An 18642-nucleotide genomic window follows, 5' to 3' on the forward strand; every position below is an offset into this window, starting at 1 on the left:
CCCGGAGACCATGATGCGTGATGCACGAAGACTGAAGCGACCGATCTCGTGTTCGCCCGATTCAAGCGCAGCAAGAACTCTTCGACCCTTGTACGTGCGGGCGGATACCTCGCGCAGACCCTTCAGTGTGAAGCGCAATCTGCAGGCGGCAGTCACCGGGCTTAGGCCCGTCCCGATCAAACGGCCAAGACATTGATATGTCGGTCTACGCGACTTTGCTCGACGCGCAGGTCGAGGTCGAAAAGTACTAGGCACGCTGACCGAACTTCGAGGCGCCTTCAAGCAGCGCGGGACGTTTGTGACCGCCTGAAGACACGACCGCGAGAGCGGGGATCAGCCAGACCCCTGGCGATAGGTTTATCGAAGTTCTATTCACAAAAGGGGATCGCATGGCTTTCGAAACTCCCGCTCACCTCGCCCGGTGTTTCCCACTCAGATCCGTGCGCAGGTGGCTGCGCCAGACCCGGAATCGCTTTTTGGAGAACTTCCGCGCCGACGCGATGGCGTGGGTGCCCTCTGGTCGCACCAGGTGGATCAACTCCGTACGTACAGTGCGGAACACGTCGAAAGTCCTGATGTCGCGCTTGAGCTACCCACCGGCTCCGGGAAGACGCTCGTGGGTCTTCTAATTGCTGAGTGGCGTCGGCGAAGTCGTCGCGAGCGAGTTGTTTATGCCTGCCCGACGCGGCAACTCGCACTTCAGGTTGTGGATGCTGGGCTCCGGCAAGGAATCGAACTGCACGCACTCATCGACTCGCACCATGATTGGGAGGCGAGGCACGTCACCGCATACACCCGTAGCGAGGCGATTGCGGTCACTACCTACAGTCACATCTTTAATGTGAATTCGCATTTGGCGGACGCCAAGACCATCGTTTTCGACGACGCACATGCAGCTGAGGGATACGTAGCAGACGCGTGGGCACTGGAAGTCCCTCGGACCAGTTCTGTATACGGCGACTTGTTCGACGCGTTTGACGGCGCGATAGATCCGCACGTGCTAGGACGAATGACAGGCGAAGGTGCCGACACATCCAGTGCTCATGAAGTCCGCCTAATTCCGATCTCTGCGGTCGCGGACCGGCTAAATGCGGTCGATGCCGTTCTCGATGCTGGTCTGACGCGTAGAACCCCGGCTCGCTATCGCTTCTCTATGATCCGAGAGAGCTTGGGCTCGTGCTTGTTCTACGTATCGAGGGACAACTGGTACATCCGGCCGATGATTCCCCCCTCCTTCCAGCACCCGCCGTATGTTGACCCGGACCAGCGGGTGTATCTCTCCGCCACCCTCGGAGAGGCGGGCGAACTCGAACGCGCATTCGGACGTTCGCCCATCGCTAGGATCCCGTCACCGTCCGCGTGGGAACGAACCGGGAGCGGCCGCCGTTTCTTCGTCTTCCCGGATCTCGCGCAATTCGATCCCAGTAGCGACACGGTGGCTGTCGACCCTGCAGGCTCGGACGAACTCACTGGTCTCGCAGAACTCGTGCAGCCTTCACTCTCTCAAAGGCTGGCCGACTTGGCCGCGAAGCGTCTCATTCTGACCCAGCGAGGCGCTGCGGCGAAGGAGATTGCGGACGACCTTGCGGTGCCGCGCGTCGAACGGTTCCATGCATCCGATCTCACAGTCGAGGCCTTCAAACGGGCGGATCGTGGGACGCTACTCGCGGCGAATCGTTACGACGGGATGGACCTAGCCGACGACACCTGTCGGTTCATGATCATGGCTGATGTCCCAACGGCCTCACACCTTCAAGATCGTTTCTTGAGTTCGAAACTCCGAGCTGGAGACGTTCTGGCTGAACGCATTCGAACTCGCGTCGTACAGGGAGCCGGTCGATGCACACGAGGGCCGCAGGACTGGGCTGTAGTCGTCATCGAAGGGGAAGGGCTTCTCCGATATCTGTCAAACCCAGATCACACACAGTCCATGCCGGTCGAGCTTCAAGCCGAAATCGAGTTTGGTCTCGCGGCGAGTGGCGGTTCCTTCAGTAACGTCGTGGCGCTCACTCGAAGTGCCTTGGCGCAGGACGAGGACTGGCGGCAGCACGGTGAACCCGCACTGGCCGACGGCCGTGCCCGGGCCACGCGATCCCCTCAGCCATTGGCGGGCGACCTTGCGGGGAGCGCCCCTCGCGAGGTCGACGCTTGGAGGCTCGCTTGGTTGGGCGATTGGGAGGCGGCAGGTCGAGCAGCGGTGACAGTGCTCGAAGGACTTACCGCGCCAAAAGCGCGAGCGTATCGGGCGATGTGGGCCTACTTTGCAAGCGCATGGTTCACTAAGGCCGCAGCTGCGGGAAACGCGTCGGCGGCTACTCGCGCAGCAGATCTACTGGCAACCGCCCATCGTGCCTCCCCAGGCAGCGTTTGGCTGCGAGAGATCCAAACAATCGCAGCGAACGCAGTCGAAAACGAACCATGTGACGAAACTGCGATCGACAACATCCTGAGCCTCCGCACCGGAGCCTTTCGATCCGCGGCGACATTCTCTAGTCGTGCCCAGACTATGTTGGGCCAACTCGCCCAAGACCAAGCCTCACCGTATGAGTTGGGGCTTCTGGAACTTGGCCGGCTGCTGGGAGCCGAGTCGTTCAAGCCAACAGGGCAGGGCCAAGCTGATTCCGCGTGGATTTGGGAGGGCCTGTGGATCTCCGTCGAGGCGAAGAGCGAGCAGACGACGGATCGGCTCAGCATGGAGTACGTGCGTCAGGCGAACACTCATCTCGCCTCAATCACGCATGATCGGGGAGTCGAAGACCCGCCTACCGGTTCCGTCTCGGTGATCTCGGCGCACAGCCGGCTGATTGACCCGAACGCGGTGCCGATTGCCGCACCCCATCTGTACCTCACCACGACGGATGTCGTGCTCGACATCGCACACGACGCCCACCGTGCTTGGGTAGCAATTCGGGCGAGCGTGACGGGCGACGCGGACGAGGCCACCCGGGCAGAGATCGCCAAAATCCTGTGGGAGCATCACGTGCTTCCCTCACAAGTCAAAGAGCGGCTGACCCCAGAGCCGATTCGGGGGCTCTAGCGGGATGGCAAACGACGGGGTACCCCTGAAAGTCACCTTGGAGCCCGGCGAGTACCGAGTTGAATGGCAGCTGCCGAGCGCTTCGGGAGAGGTATCGACGTTCAGCGGAGACCTGGAACTGATTGCCGATCGACCACCCCGTGGCCATGTTTACGGCGATGTACCCGTGGAGTGGATGGGTGGTGCGGAAGGCGTCGCGAGCTTTCCCCAGACCTACGTGGTCCCGAAAGTTGCAGGCCGATTGCTAAATGGACAGGCGGTCGTGCTCGTTGACGCGAGTGTTGAAATTTGGTTTCCGGAACGGGCGACTATTCGTGCCCGTGCGGCGCTGGTTGGACGTGAATCACTAGCTGCTGACGAGCTCCTCGTGAAGCGCATCGAGGTGCAGATCGAGGGGCTCGATGCTGTCGCGGGGATAGGCCCGATCGGCAAGGTCAAGATACCGATGAAACGAGAGGAGGGTCAAAAGTACCTCGATTGGAGTTGGGAGGCTGTTGGTAATCCCGACAGCACGCAAGTCTGGTCGGATGCAGACGCAGAGCTCGAGTTGCAGTTCTACAGCTCGGTGACAGCTCCCGAAGCGTTCTTCTTTCGGGTGACCTTTAGTCCCATCGTCCACATCCGCCCGGCAGAGCCGCTTGAGTTTGACGATGCGTTTTCGTCGTGGATCGAGCCGCTGAGGCGGGTGATTTCCCTCGCGACGGGCCGAAAGGAAAAGATCACATACTTGGCTCTAAGCCTCGCTGATGGCGATACGGTGCGGCGGTTCGACGTCTTCGGAACTTCACTCCATCAGGCGCCATACTCCTCGCGAGGGAACGACATCCTTAAAGTGGAGCGCGCGTTCCTGCTCTCACCGGAGGACATGTCGCTCCTTGCACTTCTTCGCCACTGGCAGCAACTGCAGGACGAGCACCACCCGCTGCTCGAGACGTACGCGTCAATGATGTTCGCTCCCGAGCAGCATCCTCGATCCCGAGTGCTTCTGCTCATCCAGGCTTTGGAAGGAATGCATGGCCACGAGAATGCGGCGGCCTTCTCGCGACGCACAACCGTGCATAAAGAGAAGAGGGACGCGGCTCTGTCTGAGGCCGCGAGATTACTGAGCAAGGACGTAGTGAAGTTCCTGCGGGAGTGTCTCTCGCGCAGACCGGCCAGCAGTCTTCAGCAAGTCCTGGGCGAGACTCTGGCGGCCGTCCCCGTAGACGTCACTTCGCGACTAGACCGCTCCGACCTTGTCACCGAAGTCATGCGAGACCCTCGGAAACCCACAAACAGCTTCGACGCGCTTCGCCTCGTGCGGAATGACCTTGCCCACGGGTCGCGCGGATACGACACCGAGGCTCTGCACGATGTGGCAGATCTGCTCGACGGCGTCATTCGGGCTCATTTGCTACGGCTGCTCGGATGCTCGGAGGATGCTCAGCGTCGAACTCAAGAGCGCCGGATGTAGCGATCGGGGCACTCGACAGAACGTTCAGCTAGCTCGACGTGAGGGCGAGCCGGTCGAAGAATGCGCGGCTGCGTTCGATGGCCGAGTTGATGAGGCGGTCGAACGGTATCACCTTGATGTAGGCCCCGTCGGGCTCGTTGAAGCTGAAGTAGCCGAGGCCGTCGTGGGTCCCCGCGCAGGTTCGCGTAGTTGCAACACCACTCGAGTCTTGAAGTTGGCACAAATCAGCTGCGCATTGACCGATGATTGCCCTGTCATCACGAAGGGGTCTCTTGCTGGCAGGCGCTGCTAGATTGCAACCATGAGAATCCAACAGTTTGCGCCGATTGCGGTGCTGGCCTTTGTCTTGGCCGGCTGTTCCTCCCAGGGGCCAGAAGTGGCAGCGGACTCACCCGCTGACGATCCGACGGCCCTTGCGTGCACTGGCTTCTCAGAAGAAGTGCTGTCACTAAAAGCGGACGTTGGGCCATACGTCACCGACGAGCGCGAAGGCACGGGCGAGAAGATGAAGGCCTTCATCGAGAGACTGGACAGTCAAGCGCTCATCGCTGAGGACGATGAAGTGCGAGAGAGAATGTTCACCGTTGTGAAAGATTTCCCGATTGCTGGGGCGATCATGCGAGGGTATGGAACAGATTTCGAGCCATTCGTCGACCAGTACAACGCCGTAGCACGGGCATGTACCGCCGTGGGGGCGCCCATCGAAAACTACCCTGACGACCGCGGAAAGTGAGTGCGACCTCGGTCGCCCATCTAAGTCAATCGTTCCTGGCTGCTCTCGGAGACTGAAGGACACCCTGTCGATGCCGCGCGACGTGCCCCTGAAGGCGCAAAGGTTGGCACCGCCAGGTCATCGGCACAACTACCAGTGCAGACCGAGGTAGCGACAAACGTCTCACCTAGCATCGTCGTCTCCTGTGCAGGCCGTGAGACCCCGTGAAACTGTCGAACAACGGCACCTGCTCTGGTTTCGGCGACTTGCCGAGAATGGTCGAGCACACGAGGCTGCTGCTGATTGGTCATTCGTATATCGAGGATGGCTCTCTTGGGACCGCCCCGCTCGCGTGGCTAGGCTGCGCCTATGCGCTACACGACCAGTGACCTCCGGGCATACGGATTCGTCGGCTTCGTTCCGTTTCCGACATGGTCCAGGGCGGACATCATCACGCCGGGACAGTCCGACGTTGAAGGCGTATATGCAGTTGTTCGTGAGGCCGGGACCGTTCCAGAGTTCACTGACGACTTACGTCCGGCGCCTCGTCGGCGGTCGCGCACGGCCGCAGAAGCAGCAGATCGCTGGGTAGCTAACGTAGCGGTCCTCTACTTCGGGATGGCGCCGCTGCGACGAGCGTCGAAGCGCGGGACCCGAACGGGACTGGCGCAGCGCATCCACGAGTACCAGCGGCATGGGCTCCACGGCGGGTCAAACCATCACGGTGGGAAACTAATCTGGCAGACGGGTGATCCTGACGCTCTCCTCGTCGCCTGGAAGGTACTGCCAGAAGGAGAAAGCAGAGTTGTCGAGAGCGCCCTCATTGCAGGATTCCGGCAGCAGATGGGCAGGCCACCGTTCGCAAATACGGGGGCTCCCCAAAAGGGCATCGCACCGATATTCCTCTGAGCCGGAGGAAAGAGGAAAATCCGTATCGGTGTGGAGGAAAACGCGATCCGGTCCCAAGCAGCAGCCCCGCGGTTGCGGGCCTGTAGGAGTTCTTGGAACAGCCCACCAAAGGGCTGTTCTAATAACCGTTGAAAGAACAGCCCGAAATTGAAACGCTCCTGAGGATTCTCAGGAGCGTTTCTTCATTCTGGCTCGTCAATGACCAGGATTGTCGCCGAGTGGAGCGTGCCTAGTCGGTTTTGGCGGCTTTAACGACGAATGCGCCCGTTTTCGGGCGCGTTCGATTGTTCGGTACTCGGGGAGGTGCCCTCTCGGGCAGTGTGACCAGACGTTGGCTGGCTATGTTCGGAGCGGTGACGCTAGCTCTCCTCGTGCGATGAGGTCGAGAATTGGGTCCTTCGCCTTGGTGCCGGTGTAAGCGTTGTCCCAGATCCGGTCGCGGGCTCGCATGGATGGGGTGGTGAATACCCGCCCTGGCTCCTGCTCGGCGAGCATTTGGTCGTACAGGAATGCTGCGATCCGTCGGAGGTTGTAGTTGGTCACCATGATTGCGGCCAGTGCCTGCGCGGCGGCGAAGCCGCGGACGCGGTGCGGCCTGACGAGGCGACGTTTTCCTTGCCGTCGTCTTTGAACCCTTGATGCATGGATTCGATTGTCTGGCGGGCGTGGGTGTGAAAGTTCTCCCATTCAGGGCTCATGAAGGGGAATGCCTGCTTCTGTCGCAGGGTGTCTTCCTGGGTGAAGGACACAGACTGCTGTTTGCAGATGCGGTCGAGCACTTCGGGAAGATCGTCCTTATCTACATGCGGCCGCGCTTGGTCTGCGGCCTTCTTGGAGAGTTCGCGAAGTGGGCAGGTTACCGTCGGGCTGTCGCCCAGCGCCGGGCATCTCAGCGGCTGTCTGCCCTGGGCGTCTGGACGTTCTTTGGCGTGCAACTCGAAGGCTCGACGCTGACGAATGCGCAGATTCCCGCGCCGCTCTCCTTCTATGACACTCACAAGGCGACCGCGTGTCGTTCCTCAGGGACGCTGAACGGGACGAATATCTGAAGCTGGGCTGGGTCCTAACCGTGGCCTCCCGCAAGTCATAGAGGAGCATGTCTTGGCGCGGGTTCGATATTCCTGGTGCCGGCGCCAGTGGCAAGCAGTTCAATGGGAGCATGGCTGATACGCGGGCGTACACGATCGGGCACTCCACTCACCCGATCGACGAATTCGTTGGAATGCTGAAAGCAAACGGTATCGAGCGGCTCATCGACGTGCGCACCGTTCCGGGTTCGCGTCACAACCCGCAATTCGGGGAACGCGAACTCGGCAGAAGCATGCCGGACGCGGGTATCGACTATCAGCGACTCCCCGAGCTCGGCGGGCTACGGCATACCCCTGCGGCAGAAGCATCCATCAATGGGGCATGGCGTAACAAGAGCTTCCGCAACTACGCCGACTACATGCAAACCCCCGAGTTCGCCGCCGGTATCGACGAGTTGATCGCGCTGGCGAAGAAGCAGACGGTGGCGATCATGTGCGCTGAGGCCGTGCCATGGCGTTGTCACCGATCACTGATCGGCGACGCTCTGCTGGCTCGCCGCCTGCAAGTTGTTGACATTATGAGCCGGACATCCACGGCCCCACACACCTTGACCGGTTTCGCGAAAGTCGACGGTGACCGTGTTTGGTACCCACCGGAAGAGTAGCCCAAAAGCGGTGTGAGCCCGGATGTGCACATCTCCGCGGTCCTCCGCAAACTCGCTGCGAAGGACCGCGGAAACGCGGGCCGGCTGCTCCGGGAGGAGCAACCCGCTACTTCAGTTTGAAGTTGGCGGAGACGCTGGACCCGTCGTCAGTCGTCATAACCACGGTGAAGCATGCGCCAGCCTTCTTGGGCGTCGACCAGTTCTGGATGAACTGGCCGGCCGTGGAGTCGTAGCGAAGGCTCGTCCCGCCCGTGGTAACGAATTCGATCGCATCAGCCGTGGCAGCAGCCCCGGGGCAGGCGACCGGGATGACCCGGAACGTGTCCACCGCTGCCGTGCTGGTCAGCTCGGTGGTGCCGGCAAACACTTCGAACTTCAGCGGCACCGTGCTGCCGCCCTTCACGGTGTTCCACACCGAACCCATGTCGACCGGGGAGTAGAAACCGGTCGGCGTCCACGCGAGGACGGTGTAATTGAGCGTCGCGGTGCTCGTGTTGCCAGCGTTGTCGGTTGCGGTCGCGACGTACGAATGAGCGCCGACGGTGCTGCCACCCCCGGTTACCACGCAGGATGCCAGTCCGGAGAGGGCATCGGATGCCTCGCAGGTCGGCGCGGCAGGGTCGTCTCCGAAGTAGTAGCTGGCACCCGGTCCACCGACTAGTTCAACTGCTGGCGCCGTCTTATCGACATTGATGCCAGTGACCGTGTCGGTTTGCGTGTTGCCTGCCCAGTCCGTGGCCGTACCGGTCACCGACTGCTCGGCTCCCTCGTCGAGGGTGGTGTCGCCGACGCAGCTGGCGATGCCTGAACCTGTGTCGGAGCAGGAGAAGCTGACTGCAACGTCGGTGGTGTACCAGCCCTTGTCACCGTTCGGTGCGGCGGGAGCCAGCACGTGCTCGATCGTCGGGCTTCCGGTGTCCACGATTGTGAACGTGGCCGTGGCAGTGTCGGCCGAAAGCCCGCCACTGTCCGTGGCGTCGCACGTGGCGACCAGCGCACCAAGACCGTGGAACAGGGTTCCGCTGAGTACCGCTGCCGTCGAGCTGGCGCCGTCTTCGGCATCCGTCACAGCGCACATCGCGTCGGGAACGGCACCGATTTCGTAGCTTGCGCCGTCGACGACGCCAGTCACCGCGACGGATGGCTTCGTGTTGGTGGGCGTCGGCTGGGTGACCGTGAGGGGGATGAGCACCTGGTTGAAGTAGCTGCCGGATCCCGCTGGGCCGGAGACGATTCTGACAGTTACGTTGCCGCTTACGGCGCTGCTGCTCGCAGTGAAGGTCACCGGGAAATCAATGCCACACGCGGTGATCGACAGCGGGTCGGGGTTGGCGGTGACGCCGGCGGGAGTCAGGATGTCGAGAACGAGTGGCGCTTCGCCCGGATCGATGTTGCACCCAGGATCCGCGTCGCCGCCCGAGTTGTTTCCGATCAGGCGGATGCCGGCGCTGGCGCCGGTGCCGGCTCCGGCGACCAGCGTGATCCCGGCGCCGGTGTCCGCGATCGTGTCTTGGATATTGTCCGCGTGCGCGATGCCGCCGCTGACGACAACGGCGAGAGTGGTGAGGAGGGTAATGGAGATCGCAGTGCCGGTCCGTTTCCAGATTCGGGTCATGTTTTTCGCCTTCGGGTTTAATGGGCATCCCTCGGGTGGGCCGCCATTGCGATGACTGTATTGCCTGGCATGTGGTTTTGCACCTAAAAGTGCTATATAAGGTCTCGACGAGCGATTGCTGACCACAAACGGGAGGCATTTTCATGCTGAAGCGAGTCGCTGAGGGCGTTCTGGTTCACGAGAGCGAGTTCATCCAGAGCAATTCCGTTATCGTGCAGGGCCGGGACGGTGTGTTGCTCATCGACCCGGGTATCACGGGCGACGAAATGGCGGCACTCGCGAACGACCTTCGCGAGTGGGGTCAGCCCGTCGTGGCGGGCTTCGCCACGCATCCCGATTGGGATCACGTGCTCTGGCACGCGAACTTCGGCGACGTGCCGCGTTACGGTACAGCCCGCTGCGCGGCTTCCATCCAGGATCTACTGGCGAAAGCGGACTGGAAAGACCGTATCGCCGAGGGGCTACCGCCGGAGTACGCCGAGGACATCCCGATGGAACTGCTCGGGCTGATTACCGGCCTGCCCGCCGACGCTGCGCAGATCCCTTGGAATGGCCCCGAGGTTCGCATCATCGAGCATCAGGCGCATGCCCCAGGCCATGCGGCGCTGTTGATCGAGGAGCGCGGCGTCCTCGTCGCGGGCGACATGCTTTCTGACATCCTGATGCCGTTCCTCGACCTGGAGGCCGCGAATCCGATCGAGGACTATCTTGCAGCACTGCGGCTGTTCGAGAGCGTGGCCGATGACGTTGAAGCCGTCATCCCCGGTCACGGCTCAGTCGGCGGAGCCGAGCAGCTACGAGCACGAATCAACCAGGATCGCGCGTACGTGCGGGCTATGCGGGACGGCGGTGTTCCCGACGACCCGCGGGTCGGCCCATCGGCGCCGTTGGATTGGCTGCCCGACGTGCATCGATGGCAGCTTCAGCGGCTCGCCCAAAGAGAGCAAAACCAGACGCCCGGATAGCGGTGCGCTCACCGCAGCCGTCACGCCGGGACGAGAACGCCGCGCTCCGCCTGAGGATCTGGTGAGGTCACTTTCGCTGGCGCAGACACCGGCGTAAATTGCGCTATATCGCGTTTGCGACCGTGGCACCGAGGCCGCGGGGGAGGCATCGCGGAGGTGCGTTCGATGGACCTGAAACCCGCGACGCAGAACGGGAGGTGGCAGCCATGGACATCCTGTTGGGGGTGCTGATCTCACTCGCTATCATCGCCGCCACATCAGTCGTCACCGTGGTTCTGACCGTGCGAGTGCTGTTTCGCCGCATCCGTCGCAGTCACGTCGTCAACGCCGCGGTACTGGAGAGCCGGGCGCACCTCAGTCCGGGTCCGCGACGCAAGGTTTTCGCGCTGGAACTACGACTCGCCCGGGCCCTCGATAGTGGACGCGCTGCGATCGACCTCGCTGTCCGCAGCAATGGTCGCCGCGGCGAGCTTCCCAGGCTATTCAGGCGGATCGAGGCTGAGGGGCTCACCCTGCAGACGCAATTGCGCCTGATGGAGAGTGAGACGGATGCCGGCACGTTAACCGAGCAGCTATCTGTAGCAGGCCGGCAGGTCGATCAGGTCGCCGACATGATTCGGCGGATGCGGGCATCCGTCGCCGCCGGATTCGGCGACCCCACGGGGGCGGCGCTCGCAACCCTCAGCGCCGATGTCGACCTTGAGGTGGCTTCCTTACACGCGGGACTGGTGGAGTTGGCGAACCTCAATGCCGGCGACCAGCGTTACAACCCGACGGACGCCCGGCAGTCCTCCGCCGATCACCTCCAGGCCAGAGGAGTCCAGTCATGAGTGATAACACCGCACGGATCCGGATGATCTTCCGCGCGAAGACATCAAAGGCGCTCGACCGCATGGAGGATCCGCGTGACGCCCTCGATGACAGCTACGAGCAGCAACTGAAGCTGCTACAGCAAGTGCGCCAGGCCGTAGCCGAGGTTGCCACGGCGAAGAAGCGCATCGAACTGCAGGGCGAGGAGATGGGCGCGCGCTATCGCCGGCTCGGTGACCAGGCCCGCGAGGCGGTCGAGCATGGTCGCGACGATCTCGCTCGCACCGCGCTCGAACGTCGTCTTTCCCTCGAAAGCCAGGTGGCAAAGCTGCAGGAGCAGCACGGTTCGCTGCAGAAGCAGACAGCCCATCTTCACGAGCGGGAGCGTCGTCTTGCGGATCAGATCGCGGCATTCCGCATCGAGAAGGAGACGCTGAAGGCCACGTATAGCGCGTCCGAGGCGCAGGTGCGGGCGAACGAGGCCGTGGCGGGCATCAGCGCGAACATGGACGATGTCGGCATCAGCCTCGATCGCGCGCGCGATCGGGTCGCCCAGATGCAGGCCCGCGCGCAGGCTACCGACGAGCTGCTGTCCAGTGGTGCCCTGCAGGACCTGACCGCCGCACCGGATGCCGACATCGAGCGCCAGCTGGCGGAGTTGGTATCGCGATCCGACATCGATCGTCAGCTCAAGTCGATGAAGTCGGGTGCCGCGGACGGCATCCGCAGCCCCGGCACGAATGATGATGCTCCCGACGGCTGGCTAAGCATCGGGCAGTCACCGACTACGTCGTAGCGACGTCAGGCGTTGATGGGCTAACCCACCTGTGACTGCGACCGCGTCTCGGCGAGCGAGCGCTCCAGCAGTTCGCGCAGCACACTGCGATCGACGTCCGTCAACCGCGTCAGGTAGAGGCAGACCTTGCTCGCACGGTGCTTGCCGAGCCTTGCCATGAGATCGGGCCAGCGCTCCGAGAAATCGTTGGGGAGGTAGATCGTGTGCTGTGTGGGGCCCGACGCGAAGGCGAGCAGGGGAGAGCGGCCACCGTGCCCGCTCTCGTAGCGGTACTCGAATTCTCCGAACCCGATGATGCGGCCCGCCCACACGACGGGCTGCTCGCCGCTGATCTCGCCGAAGATCGCAAGTAGTTCGTCGGCCTCGGCGCGCCGAGGGCCCGTGATGCGGTCGAGCACCTCCTCGACCGGCAGGTCGGACGGTGACATCGCGGGCTGCTTCGCTGCCATGGGGTCTCCTCGCGATCGTGCTGGATACCTCAGCGTAACTGTCGGCCGACAGGCCTCCGATAGTGTCGGCGCGTGACCAACCACGAAAGCGTCAGCCTTGACGCGGCCGAATCCCGCTTCCAAGATGCCCTCCGGCGCAATGACCTTGAAGAGTTGGATGGACTGCTCCACGAGAACGTCCGTTTCGTCGGTCCAGATGGGATGACGATAGACAAGGCCACCGACCTGGCAGCGCATCGATCCGGTTCCCTGGTCTTCGCCGAGGTATTCGAGTTGCAGCGCGAGGTGCAGGTGTTCGACTCCGTGGGTGTAACCCGAGCGACGTTACGACTCGTGGGTGAAGCCGGGGGAGAACGGCTTGACGCGGATCTCGCCTACACCCGAACCTGGCAAAAGCTACACGACACGTGGACCATCGTCGCGGCGCACGGATCAGTTGTGCCACGGCGGGAACAACGTCACCCGTCTTGAGTTCTTGACCGGGGTTCAAATATGACCCGTTTCGGACTACGTTGCGCACATGAGCGATTCGGGCAGCCGGCGTCTCGCGGGCAAGGTCGTGGTGATCACGGGCGCCTCATCAGGCATCGGCCGTGAGACGGCCCTGCAGTTCGGAAGCCTGGGCGCCCGGGTGGTCGTTGCCGCCCGCAACCAGGATGCGCTGGAGACGCTGGCGACCGAGATCAAGCGTCTCGGCGGTGATGCGCTGCCTGTGGTCACCGACGTCAGCGAATTTGCTCAGGTGGCGGCGCTTGCCTCGCAGGCGGCCGACCGTTTCGGTGGCATCGACGTGTGGGTGAACAACGCCGCGGTGTCGACCTACGGCACCGTCGATCAGATGGGAGCCGATGAACTGCACCGGGTCGTCGAGGTCAACCTGATGGGGCAGATCTACGGCATGAAGGCCGCTCTGCCGCACCTGGACGCTTCGCGCGGCACGTTGATCAACGTCGCCTCCGCCCTCGGCGACCGAGCAGTCCCATTGCAAGCCGCATACAGCGCGGCCAAGCACGGCATCCTCGGATTCTCGGAGGCGCTTCGCGTCGAGTTACGGGCAGCCGGCTCGCCGGTGCATGTCGTCAACGTGCTGCCGTCGTCGATCAACACGCCATTGTTCGTTCACGCCCGCTCCAAACTGGGGGTGAAGCCAAAGCCCCTCGGACGCGTATACGAGCCGAGAGTGGTCGCCGAGGCGATCGTCGCGGCGGTCGAGCATCCGGTTCGGCGGGTGTACGCGGGTTTCGCCGGCCGACTGCTCGCCCTGGGCGAGCGGCTCAGTCCGCGGTTTCTGGACTGGTATTTCAGCGGACCAGGCGACGCGATAGCCGGCCAGAAAACCACACAGACGGATGTCGCTGCCGACAACCTGTTCACGGCGAGCACCGGCCCTGGCCGAACGACGGGGGACTTCGGGCAGCGCTCGAAGTCGACGAGCGTCTATACCCGCTTCATCGCCCCGAACCCAACCGCCACCCGTGCCGTGCTGGTAGTCGGAGGCGCGTTACTGGTGTTGATCATTCGCCGCGCGAGCGCCGGGCGATGAACCGGGTCCGGGACGCCCGGGTCAGGCCGGAACTGATCCACGTCTCGAGCGGCTGGAATGTGGTCATCACGGACGTCAATGGCCGAATCCGCACGAACCCGCACGGCTTCTTCGCCCGCAATACGCGCATCCTCAGCCTTGAACGAATCACGGTCAACGGCTCGGAGCCGCTGATCTTCAGCACCGCGCGGGTGGGGGCTCACGCACAACTGTCATATGCACAGTTGGTCGAGGGCGAGTCGTTGCCGCGCAGGGGTGCCTACCTGATGGTGGAGCGGTTCCTCGGCGAAGGGCTTCGCACCCGACTGCGCGTGCAGAGCTACTCGGACGTCGAGCACCGGTTTCACGTTGCCATTGAGGTGGACGCTGACTTCGCCGACACCGACGAGGCTGACCGAGGCGAGCGGCGCCAGACCGCGCCGGTGACCGACCGGTGGGATCCCGCCAGCAGCAGCGTGACCTTTCGATACGAGCACCCCGATCTCGACCTGGCCGCGGTGATCGCTGTCGAGGCGACTGCCGCAGTGTCTTACGAAGGCAAGGTGCTCACGTTCGATCTGGTCGTTCCACCCGGCGGCAGCGCCGCCGCCGACGTTCTCACGCAGCCGGTCTTTGACGGAGTGACGGGCCGCGCGCCTGACGCCGGTTATTCCGAGCGGGGGGACTCTGCGGCGGTCGCTCGAACCGCGCTCTGGGCGGAGTTAGCCACCCTGCGCTCAACCAATGCCACCGTCGCGCAGGCGTGGCAGACGGCGATCGGCGATCTGGCCTGCCTGCCGCTTGGCGAGCACCCAGGTCCGGCAGCTCCGGCGGCCGGATTGCCGATCTATCAACAGATCTTCGGACGTGACTCGCTGACGGCCGGCTGGCAGGCTCTGCTCGCCGGACCGACGATGCTTCGGGACGCGCTGCTGCTCGCCGCGGATCGAATCGGGCAGCGCATCGATGATTGGCGTGACGAGGAGCCCGGCAAGGTGTTGCACCAGGGCCGCCACGGTCCGCTGTCGAGGCTGGCCATCGACCCCTACAGCGCCTACTACGGCGACTGGTCGACCAGCCCCGACTTTCTCATCTTCCTCGGCCAATACCTGGCGTGGACCGGCGACCTCAAGCTGGTCAGAAGGGTGCTGCCTGCGGCACGAGAGGCTCTGCAGTGGCTGGAGCGGTACGCCGACCTCGACGGTGACGGATTCGTCGAGTACGAGACCCGCTCCCCGCAGGGGCTGAAGAACCAAGGCTGGAAAGACTCTGACAGCGCGATCGTCGACGAGCACGGCATATCGGTCGAGAATCCCATTGCCAGCAGCGAACTACAGGGCTACCACTACGCCGCGCTGCGGTATGCCGCCTTCGCCTTCGGCACCGCAGGCGACCGCGCCTACGCCGCTGAGCTGGTCGCGAGGGCAGCCACATTGCGGCGACGGTTTCATGGGGCATTCTGGATGCCGGAGCACGGGTCATACGCGCAGGCGCTCGGACCGGACAAACGCCCGGTGCGGTCGGTGAACTCCAACGACGGTCAACTGCTCGCCACCGGGATCGTGCCCAGCCGCTATGCACCGACCGTGGCACGGCGTCTCCTCGAGCCAGACATGTTCAGCGGGTGGGGGATGCGCACCCTGTCGGCTGAGCATCCGGCCTACGACCCCTTCAGTTACCACCGCGGCAGCGTGTGGCCGGTTGAGAGCGGCACCTTGTCCTTGGGGCTGGCGCGCTACGGATGCTTGCCGCAGTTGCACGCTGTCGCGGAAGCGACCTTCGCCGCAGCAGCACTGTTCGAGGGTCATCGGCTGCCCGAGGTGATCTCCGGTCTTCCGCGGGGAGCGGAGCATCCGTTCCCCGGCGTCTACCCGAACGCCTGCTCGCCACAGGCGTGGTCGGCGAGCGCGATCATCGCGATCATCCAGGCGATGCTGATGCTGCGACCGGTGGTCGCTGCCCGTTGCATTCTCGTCGATCCGCATCTGCCGCCATGGTTGCCGGACTTCACTCTTGAGGGAGTGAGACTAGGGCGCACCACCTTCGACCTGGTTGTGCGGCGCACCCGCAACGGTGGGGCGCGCGTGAGCGTTCCTGGCGGTGCAATCGGTGTCATCCACAGGCCCACCTTCCAGACCAGACACGCCCGGGCTAATCGCGTCGGCGCGACCTAATCCGCACGCGGTCCCCTGTGGAGGACTGTCGCGGTGGCCACGACAATCATCGCGATGCCCGCCGCGGCCGTCGACGCCGCAACGACCGTCTCCGACCATGGAGTCGTGTCGTGTGACGCGTACCCGGCGACCATCGGCGCGATCACGAAAGTGGCCAGGAGATAGCCGAGCCCGGTTGCGCCGAACAGGAACCCGCACGCCAACATGGCCGCCCGCGACTTGCGAAACCACAACACCGCGAGAGCGACCAGACCGAATACCGCGACCCAGCCGAGCGCCCCGAACCCTTGCAGTGCAGATGGACTGCCCTCGAGCCCAGAGAGCAGGGCATGCGCTCCGTGGATCGCGAACGAGCCGGCGACGAGGATGGCAAGCACAATCTCGACGATGATGACGAGCACGGCCACGCCGCGTCCGACGGTGGCACGCGCGATCAGCGAGACGCCGAGCGGCATGACCAAGACACCTGCTGCCATAAGCAAGGTGCCGGCGCCAAAGAACTCAGCGGCAGTCCCGATTGGTTCCCAAGGAGCCCAGGGAAACGTGTAATCGTAGAGGTGGTCTTCGGCGGCGAAGTTGGCGCCTTCTGGCGAGTTACGGAACACAACCCACCGCTGGAGCGACGCCACGAGCTGCAGCACGGCCGAGCCGAGAAACAGTGCGGCCGCGAGAAGTGATCCAATGATGGAAACCCAACGGAAGCGAACGGTGCGCGTTCGGTGGTCGGGCAGATCGATTGCCGACATGCGCTCACCTTAGCGACCTGCCCCGACCTGTCAAGCAACAGGGGCGATGGCTCGGGTAGCTGAACCGCGATAACCCACGGCGTTACAGTCGTAACGGCGGCATTATCGTTCGATGATGAGGACGACGGAGGGACACTAATGGCCGGACACCGGATCTTCGGCATCAGCTTTGCCAGCATCTATCCGCTTTACCTGCAGAAGGCAGAGCGGAAGAACCGTAGCAAGGAAGAGGTGGACGAGGTCATCACCTGGCTCACCGGCTACGACCGCACCGGCCTGGACCGGGTGATCGCCGACGGCGTCGATCTGGAGACCTTCTTCGCTGAGGCTCCTGCGATCAATCCGGATGCGTCCCTCATCACCGGCGTGATCTGCGGCTACCGAGTGGAAGAGATTGAAGACCCGCTCATGCAGAAGATTCGTTACATGGACAAACTGGTCGACGAGCTGGCGCGCGGCAAGAAGATGACGTCCATCCTGCGGAGCGCCGCGTAGGAGGCTGGCTAGGCTGTGCACCGTGACCACGCCTGAGCCCTACTACTTCGCACACGGGAATGGCCGATTCGAGTCCACGATTCATGCGCAAGGGGCGTGGAACCCGCATGAACAGCACATGGCACCGGTGTCCGGCATCCTCACCCATAGCCTCGAGCAGTTCCATCCGCGCCCGGAGCTGCGGATGGCGCGGATCAGCTTCGACATCCTCGGGCTGATTCCGGACGGCAAATTCGAGGTGCGCACCACCATGCTGCGCCCCGGCCGAACGATCGAACTCATCCAGGCCGAACTGATCTCGGACGGTCGCGTCGCCGTCCGGGCGACCGCCTGGCGGCTGCAGCGCTCCGACACCAGCACTGTTGCTGCGATCGAAGACGAGCGGATGCCGGGACCGGACGTGTCGATGGAACCGCTCGACCTGTCAGAGTGGCCCGGCGGCTACATCCAGTCGATCGACGCGCGTCCGGCGCCGGCTCATGGGAAGGGCCGCGGGCGCGTGTGGTTGCGCACCGCGCATCCACTGGTCGCCGATACCCCGTTCTCCGACGTCGCCCGCCTGGTCGGCCTCATCGACACGAGCAACGGAATCGCGGCCAGGGTCAGGCCAGGCGCGGGCAACTACCTGTTCCCCAACGTCGACCTGCAGGTGCACCTGTACCGGGAGCCCACAGGGGAGTGGCTGGGCCTTGCGAATTCGGTCACCTTCGGCCCGGACGGGATCGGACTCACCTCAACGGTGTTGCATGACGCGAACGGCCCGGTCGGCCGTGCGGAGCAGATCCTCACCATCCGGGCACCCTGACCAGCCGGGGATCGCTGCTGCGCGGTTTAGTTGTGACGTGTGCGCTAGCGCTGACTCGTTGCCCAAGGCGTGTCAGTCAGTCAGTCCGCAGCCAGATGTTTTCCGAAATCACGGTGACGTCATCCGGCGGAGGGGCATGGCTGCTCACCACGTGGTACGACCCGGTTGACGCCCCGACGCTGAACCCGGCTCCTTCCATGCCGCAAGTGGTGCTCCATTCGGTTTCGTCGGTGTACACCACCAGGCAGAGCTGGTCTGGTTTAGTACCGCGGACCAAAGACAGGTCGTTTTCGCCGTGCGTTGCGACCTGGCGGGCGCTATCGAGGTCGAGCCCGTCGAGGGTGTAGTCGGGCAGTCCGGCGGGCAGTAGGTCCTCCGAACCCGCCTCTGCATTCAAGACTTCGTAGCCGGATGTGCTGGCGCAGGAGCTGAGCGCGATCGCGGACAAAAGTACAGCGATA

General features: G+C 63.4%; 18 protein-coding genes. 13 read left to right on the forward strand and 5 right to left on the reverse strand.

The window, feature by feature from the left end:
• Nucleotides 1-529 precede the first annotated feature (529 nt).
• From GO591_RS05650 to GO591_RS05665, 4 genes are all read left to right on the forward strand, one after another.
• Nucleotides 530-3037, forward strand: coding sequence for a DEAD/DEAH box helicase (locus GO591_RS05650; RefSeq protein WP_157155921.1), 2508 nt, complete (start codon nucleotides 530-532; stop codon nucleotides 3035-3037).
• Nucleotides 3038-3041: 4 nt separating this feature from the next.
• A complete protein-coding gene (locus GO591_RS05655) occupies nucleotides 3042-4490 on the forward strand; it encodes an ApeA N-terminal domain 1-containing protein (RefSeq protein ID WP_157155922.1) in 1449 nt (482 codons plus the stop codon).
• Between the two features lie 301 nt (nucleotides 4491-4791).
• A complete protein-coding gene (locus GO591_RS05660) occupies nucleotides 4792-5223 on the forward strand; it encodes a hypothetical protein (protein WP_157155923.1) in 432 nt (143 codons plus the stop codon).
• 348 nt (nucleotides 5224-5571) lie between these two features.
• The gene (locus GO591_RS05665; protein ID WP_157155924.1) at nucleotides 5572-6111 is read left to right on the forward strand and encodes a hypothetical protein; all 540 of its coding nucleotides are present in this window, start codon (nucleotides 5572-5574) and stop codon (nucleotides 6109-6111) included.
• 539 nt (nucleotides 6112-6650) lie between these two features.
• Here GO591_RS05665 and GO591_RS05670 read toward each other — a convergent pair.
• Nucleotides 6651-7109, reverse strand: a complete 459-nt coding sequence (locus GO591_RS05670) for a hypothetical protein (RefSeq protein ID WP_157155925.1) — start codon at nucleotides 7107-7109, stop codon at nucleotides 6651-6653.
• A gap of 98 nt (nucleotides 7110-7207) precedes the next feature.
• Here GO591_RS05670 and GO591_RS05675 point away from each other — a divergent pair, with 98 nt between their 5' ends.
• Nucleotides 7208-7804, forward strand: a complete 597-nt coding sequence (locus tag GO591_RS05675; RefSeq protein ID WP_232466286.1) for a DUF488 domain-containing protein — start codon at nucleotides 7208-7210, stop codon at nucleotides 7802-7804.
• Between the two features lie 106 nt (nucleotides 7805-7910).
• Here the strand turns inward: GO591_RS05675 and GO591_RS05680 are convergent, their stop codons facing one another.
• Entirely contained in the window at nucleotides 7911-9419 is a 1509-nt protein-coding gene (locus GO591_RS05680; protein ID WP_157155926.1) for a PxKF domain-containing protein, read from the reverse strand.
• Nucleotides 9420-9562: 143 nt separating this feature from the next.
• Here GO591_RS05680 and GO591_RS05685 point away from each other — a divergent pair, with 143 nt between their 5' ends.
• The 3 genes from GO591_RS05685 (at nucleotide 9563) to GO591_RS05695 (ending at nucleotide 11990) form a co-directional block, all read left to right on the forward strand.
• Nucleotides 9563-10384 carry an MBL fold metallo-hydrolase gene (locus GO591_RS05685; protein WP_157155927.1) on the forward strand — a complete coding sequence of 274 codons (822 nt, stop codon included), beginning with the start codon at nucleotides 9563-9565 and terminating at the stop codon, nucleotides 10382-10384.
• Nucleotides 10385-10590: 206 nt separating this feature from the next.
• Nucleotides 10591-11214 (forward strand): hypothetical protein, encoded by a 624-nt coding sequence (locus tag GO591_RS05690; protein ID WP_157155928.1) that lies wholly within the window; start codon nucleotides 10591-10593, stop codon nucleotides 11212-11214.
• On the forward strand, nucleotides 11211-11990 hold the full coding sequence (locus tag GO591_RS05695; protein ID WP_157155929.1) for a PspA/IM30 family protein: 780 nt from the start codon (nucleotides 11211-11213) through the stop codon (nucleotides 11988-11990). The genes GO591_RS05690 and GO591_RS05695 overlap by 4 nt, the downstream gene beginning before the upstream one ends.
• A gap of 20 nt (nucleotides 11991-12010) precedes the next feature.
• Here GO591_RS05695 and GO591_RS05700 read toward each other — a convergent pair whose 3' ends face one another.
• On the reverse strand, nucleotides 12011-12439 hold the full coding sequence (locus GO591_RS05700; RefSeq protein WP_157155930.1) for a DUF1801 domain-containing protein: 429 nt from the start codon (nucleotides 12437-12439) through the stop codon (nucleotides 12011-12013).
• Between the two features lie 72 nt (nucleotides 12440-12511).
• Between GO591_RS05700 and GO591_RS05705 the strand changes: the two genes are divergently transcribed.
• The 3 genes from GO591_RS05705 to GO591_RS05715 are packed head-to-tail and all read left to right on the forward strand — an operon-like array spanning nucleotide 12512 to nucleotide 16135.
• Nucleotides 12512-12910: a nuclear transport factor 2 family protein gene (locus GO591_RS05705; protein WP_157155931.1), complete on the forward strand. Its 399-nt coding sequence runs from the start codon at nucleotides 12512-12514 to the stop codon at nucleotides 12908-12910.
• A gap of 49 nt (nucleotides 12911-12959) precedes the next feature.
• Entirely contained in the window at nucleotides 12960-13982 is a 1023-nt protein-coding gene (locus GO591_RS05710) for an SDR family oxidoreductase (RefSeq protein ID WP_157155932.1), read from the forward strand.
• Nucleotides 13979-16135 carry an amylo-alpha-1,6-glucosidase gene (locus GO591_RS05715; protein ID WP_157155933.1) on the forward strand — a complete coding sequence of 719 codons (2157 nt, stop codon included), beginning with the start codon at nucleotides 13979-13981 and terminating at the stop codon, nucleotides 16133-16135. The genes GO591_RS05710 and GO591_RS05715 overlap by 4 nt, the downstream gene beginning before the upstream one ends.
• Here the strand turns inward: GO591_RS05715 and GO591_RS05720 are convergent.
• Nucleotides 16132-16881, reverse strand: coding sequence for a hypothetical protein (locus GO591_RS05720; protein WP_157155934.1), 750 nt, complete (start codon nucleotides 16879-16881; stop codon nucleotides 16132-16134). The two genes, GO591_RS05715 and GO591_RS05720, sit on opposite strands and share 4 nt — an antisense overlap.
• Nucleotides 16882-17019: 138 nt before the next feature.
• Between GO591_RS05720 and GO591_RS05725 the strand changes: the two genes are divergently transcribed.
• Complete coding sequence (locus GO591_RS05725) at nucleotides 17020-17376, forward strand: DUF2200 domain-containing protein (RefSeq protein ID WP_157155935.1); 357 nt, start codon at nucleotides 17020-17022, stop codon at nucleotides 17374-17376.
• Nucleotides 17377-17398: 22 nt separating this feature from the next.
• Nucleotides 17399-18181, forward strand: coding sequence for a thioesterase family protein (locus GO591_RS05730; RefSeq protein WP_232466287.1), 783 nt, complete (start codon nucleotides 17399-17401; stop codon nucleotides 18179-18181).
• A 76-nt stretch (nucleotides 18182-18257) separates the two neighbouring features.
• Here GO591_RS05730 and GO591_RS05735 read toward each other — a convergent pair whose 3' ends face one another.
• Nucleotides 18258-18629 carry a hypothetical protein gene (locus GO591_RS05735; protein WP_157155936.1) on the reverse strand — a complete coding sequence of 124 codons (372 nt, stop codon included), beginning with the start codon at nucleotides 18627-18629 and terminating at the stop codon, nucleotides 18258-18260.
• Between the last annotated feature and the right edge of the window lie 13 nt (nucleotides 18630-18642).

Source organism: Diaminobutyricimonas sp. LJ205 (assembly GCF_009755725.1).
Lineage (GTDB): Bacteria > Actinomycetota > Actinomycetes > Actinomycetales > Microbacteriaceae > Ruicaihuangia.

Coding starts and splice junctions, on each gene's coding strand:
- GO591_RS05655 (WP_157155922.1), top strand. CDS start 3,042: ATGGCAAACGACGGGGTACCCCTGAAAGTCACCTTGGAGCCCGGCGAG.
- GO591_RS05660 (WP_157155923.1), top strand. CDS start 4,792: ATGAGAATCCAACAGTTTGCGCCGATTGCGGTGCTGGCCTTTGTCTTG.
- GO591_RS05665 (WP_157155924.1), top strand. CDS start 5,572: ATGCGCTACACGACCAGTGACCTCCGGGCATACGGATTCGTCGGCTTC.
- GO591_RS05675 (WP_232466286.1), top strand. CDS start 7,208: ATGTCTTGGCGCGGGTTCGATATTCCTGGTGCCGGCGCCAGTGGCAAG.
- GO591_RS05680 (WP_157155926.1), bottom strand. CDS start 9,419: ATGACCCGAATCTGGAAACGGACCGGCACTGCGATCTCCATTACCCTC.
- GO591_RS05685 (WP_157155927.1), top strand. CDS start 9,563: ATGCTGAAGCGAGTCGCTGAGGGCGTTCTGGTTCACGAGAGCGAGTTC.
- GO591_RS05690 (WP_157155928.1), top strand. CDS start 10,591: ATGGACATCCTGTTGGGGGTGCTGATCTCACTCGCTATCATCGCCGCC.
- GO591_RS05695 (WP_157155929.1), top strand. CDS start 11,211: ATGAGTGATAACACCGCACGGATCCGGATGATCTTCCGCGCGAAGACA.
- GO591_RS05700 (WP_157155930.1), bottom strand. CDS start 12,439: ATGGCAGCGAAGCAGCCCGCGATGTCACCGTCCGACCTGCCGGTCGAG.
- GO591_RS05710 (WP_157155932.1), top strand. CDS start 12,960: ATGAGCGATTCGGGCAGCCGGCGTCTCGCGGGCAAGGTCGTGGTGATC.
- GO591_RS05715 (WP_157155933.1), top strand. CDS start 13,979: ATGAACCGGGTCCGGGACGCCCGGGTCAGGCCGGAACTGATCCACGTC.
- GO591_RS05720 (WP_157155934.1), bottom strand. CDS start 16,881: ATGTCGGCAATCGATCTGCCCGACCACCGAACGCGCACCGTTCGCTTC.
- GO591_RS05725 (WP_157155935.1), top strand. CDS start 17,020: ATGGCCGGACACCGGATCTTCGGCATCAGCTTTGCCAGCATCTATCCG.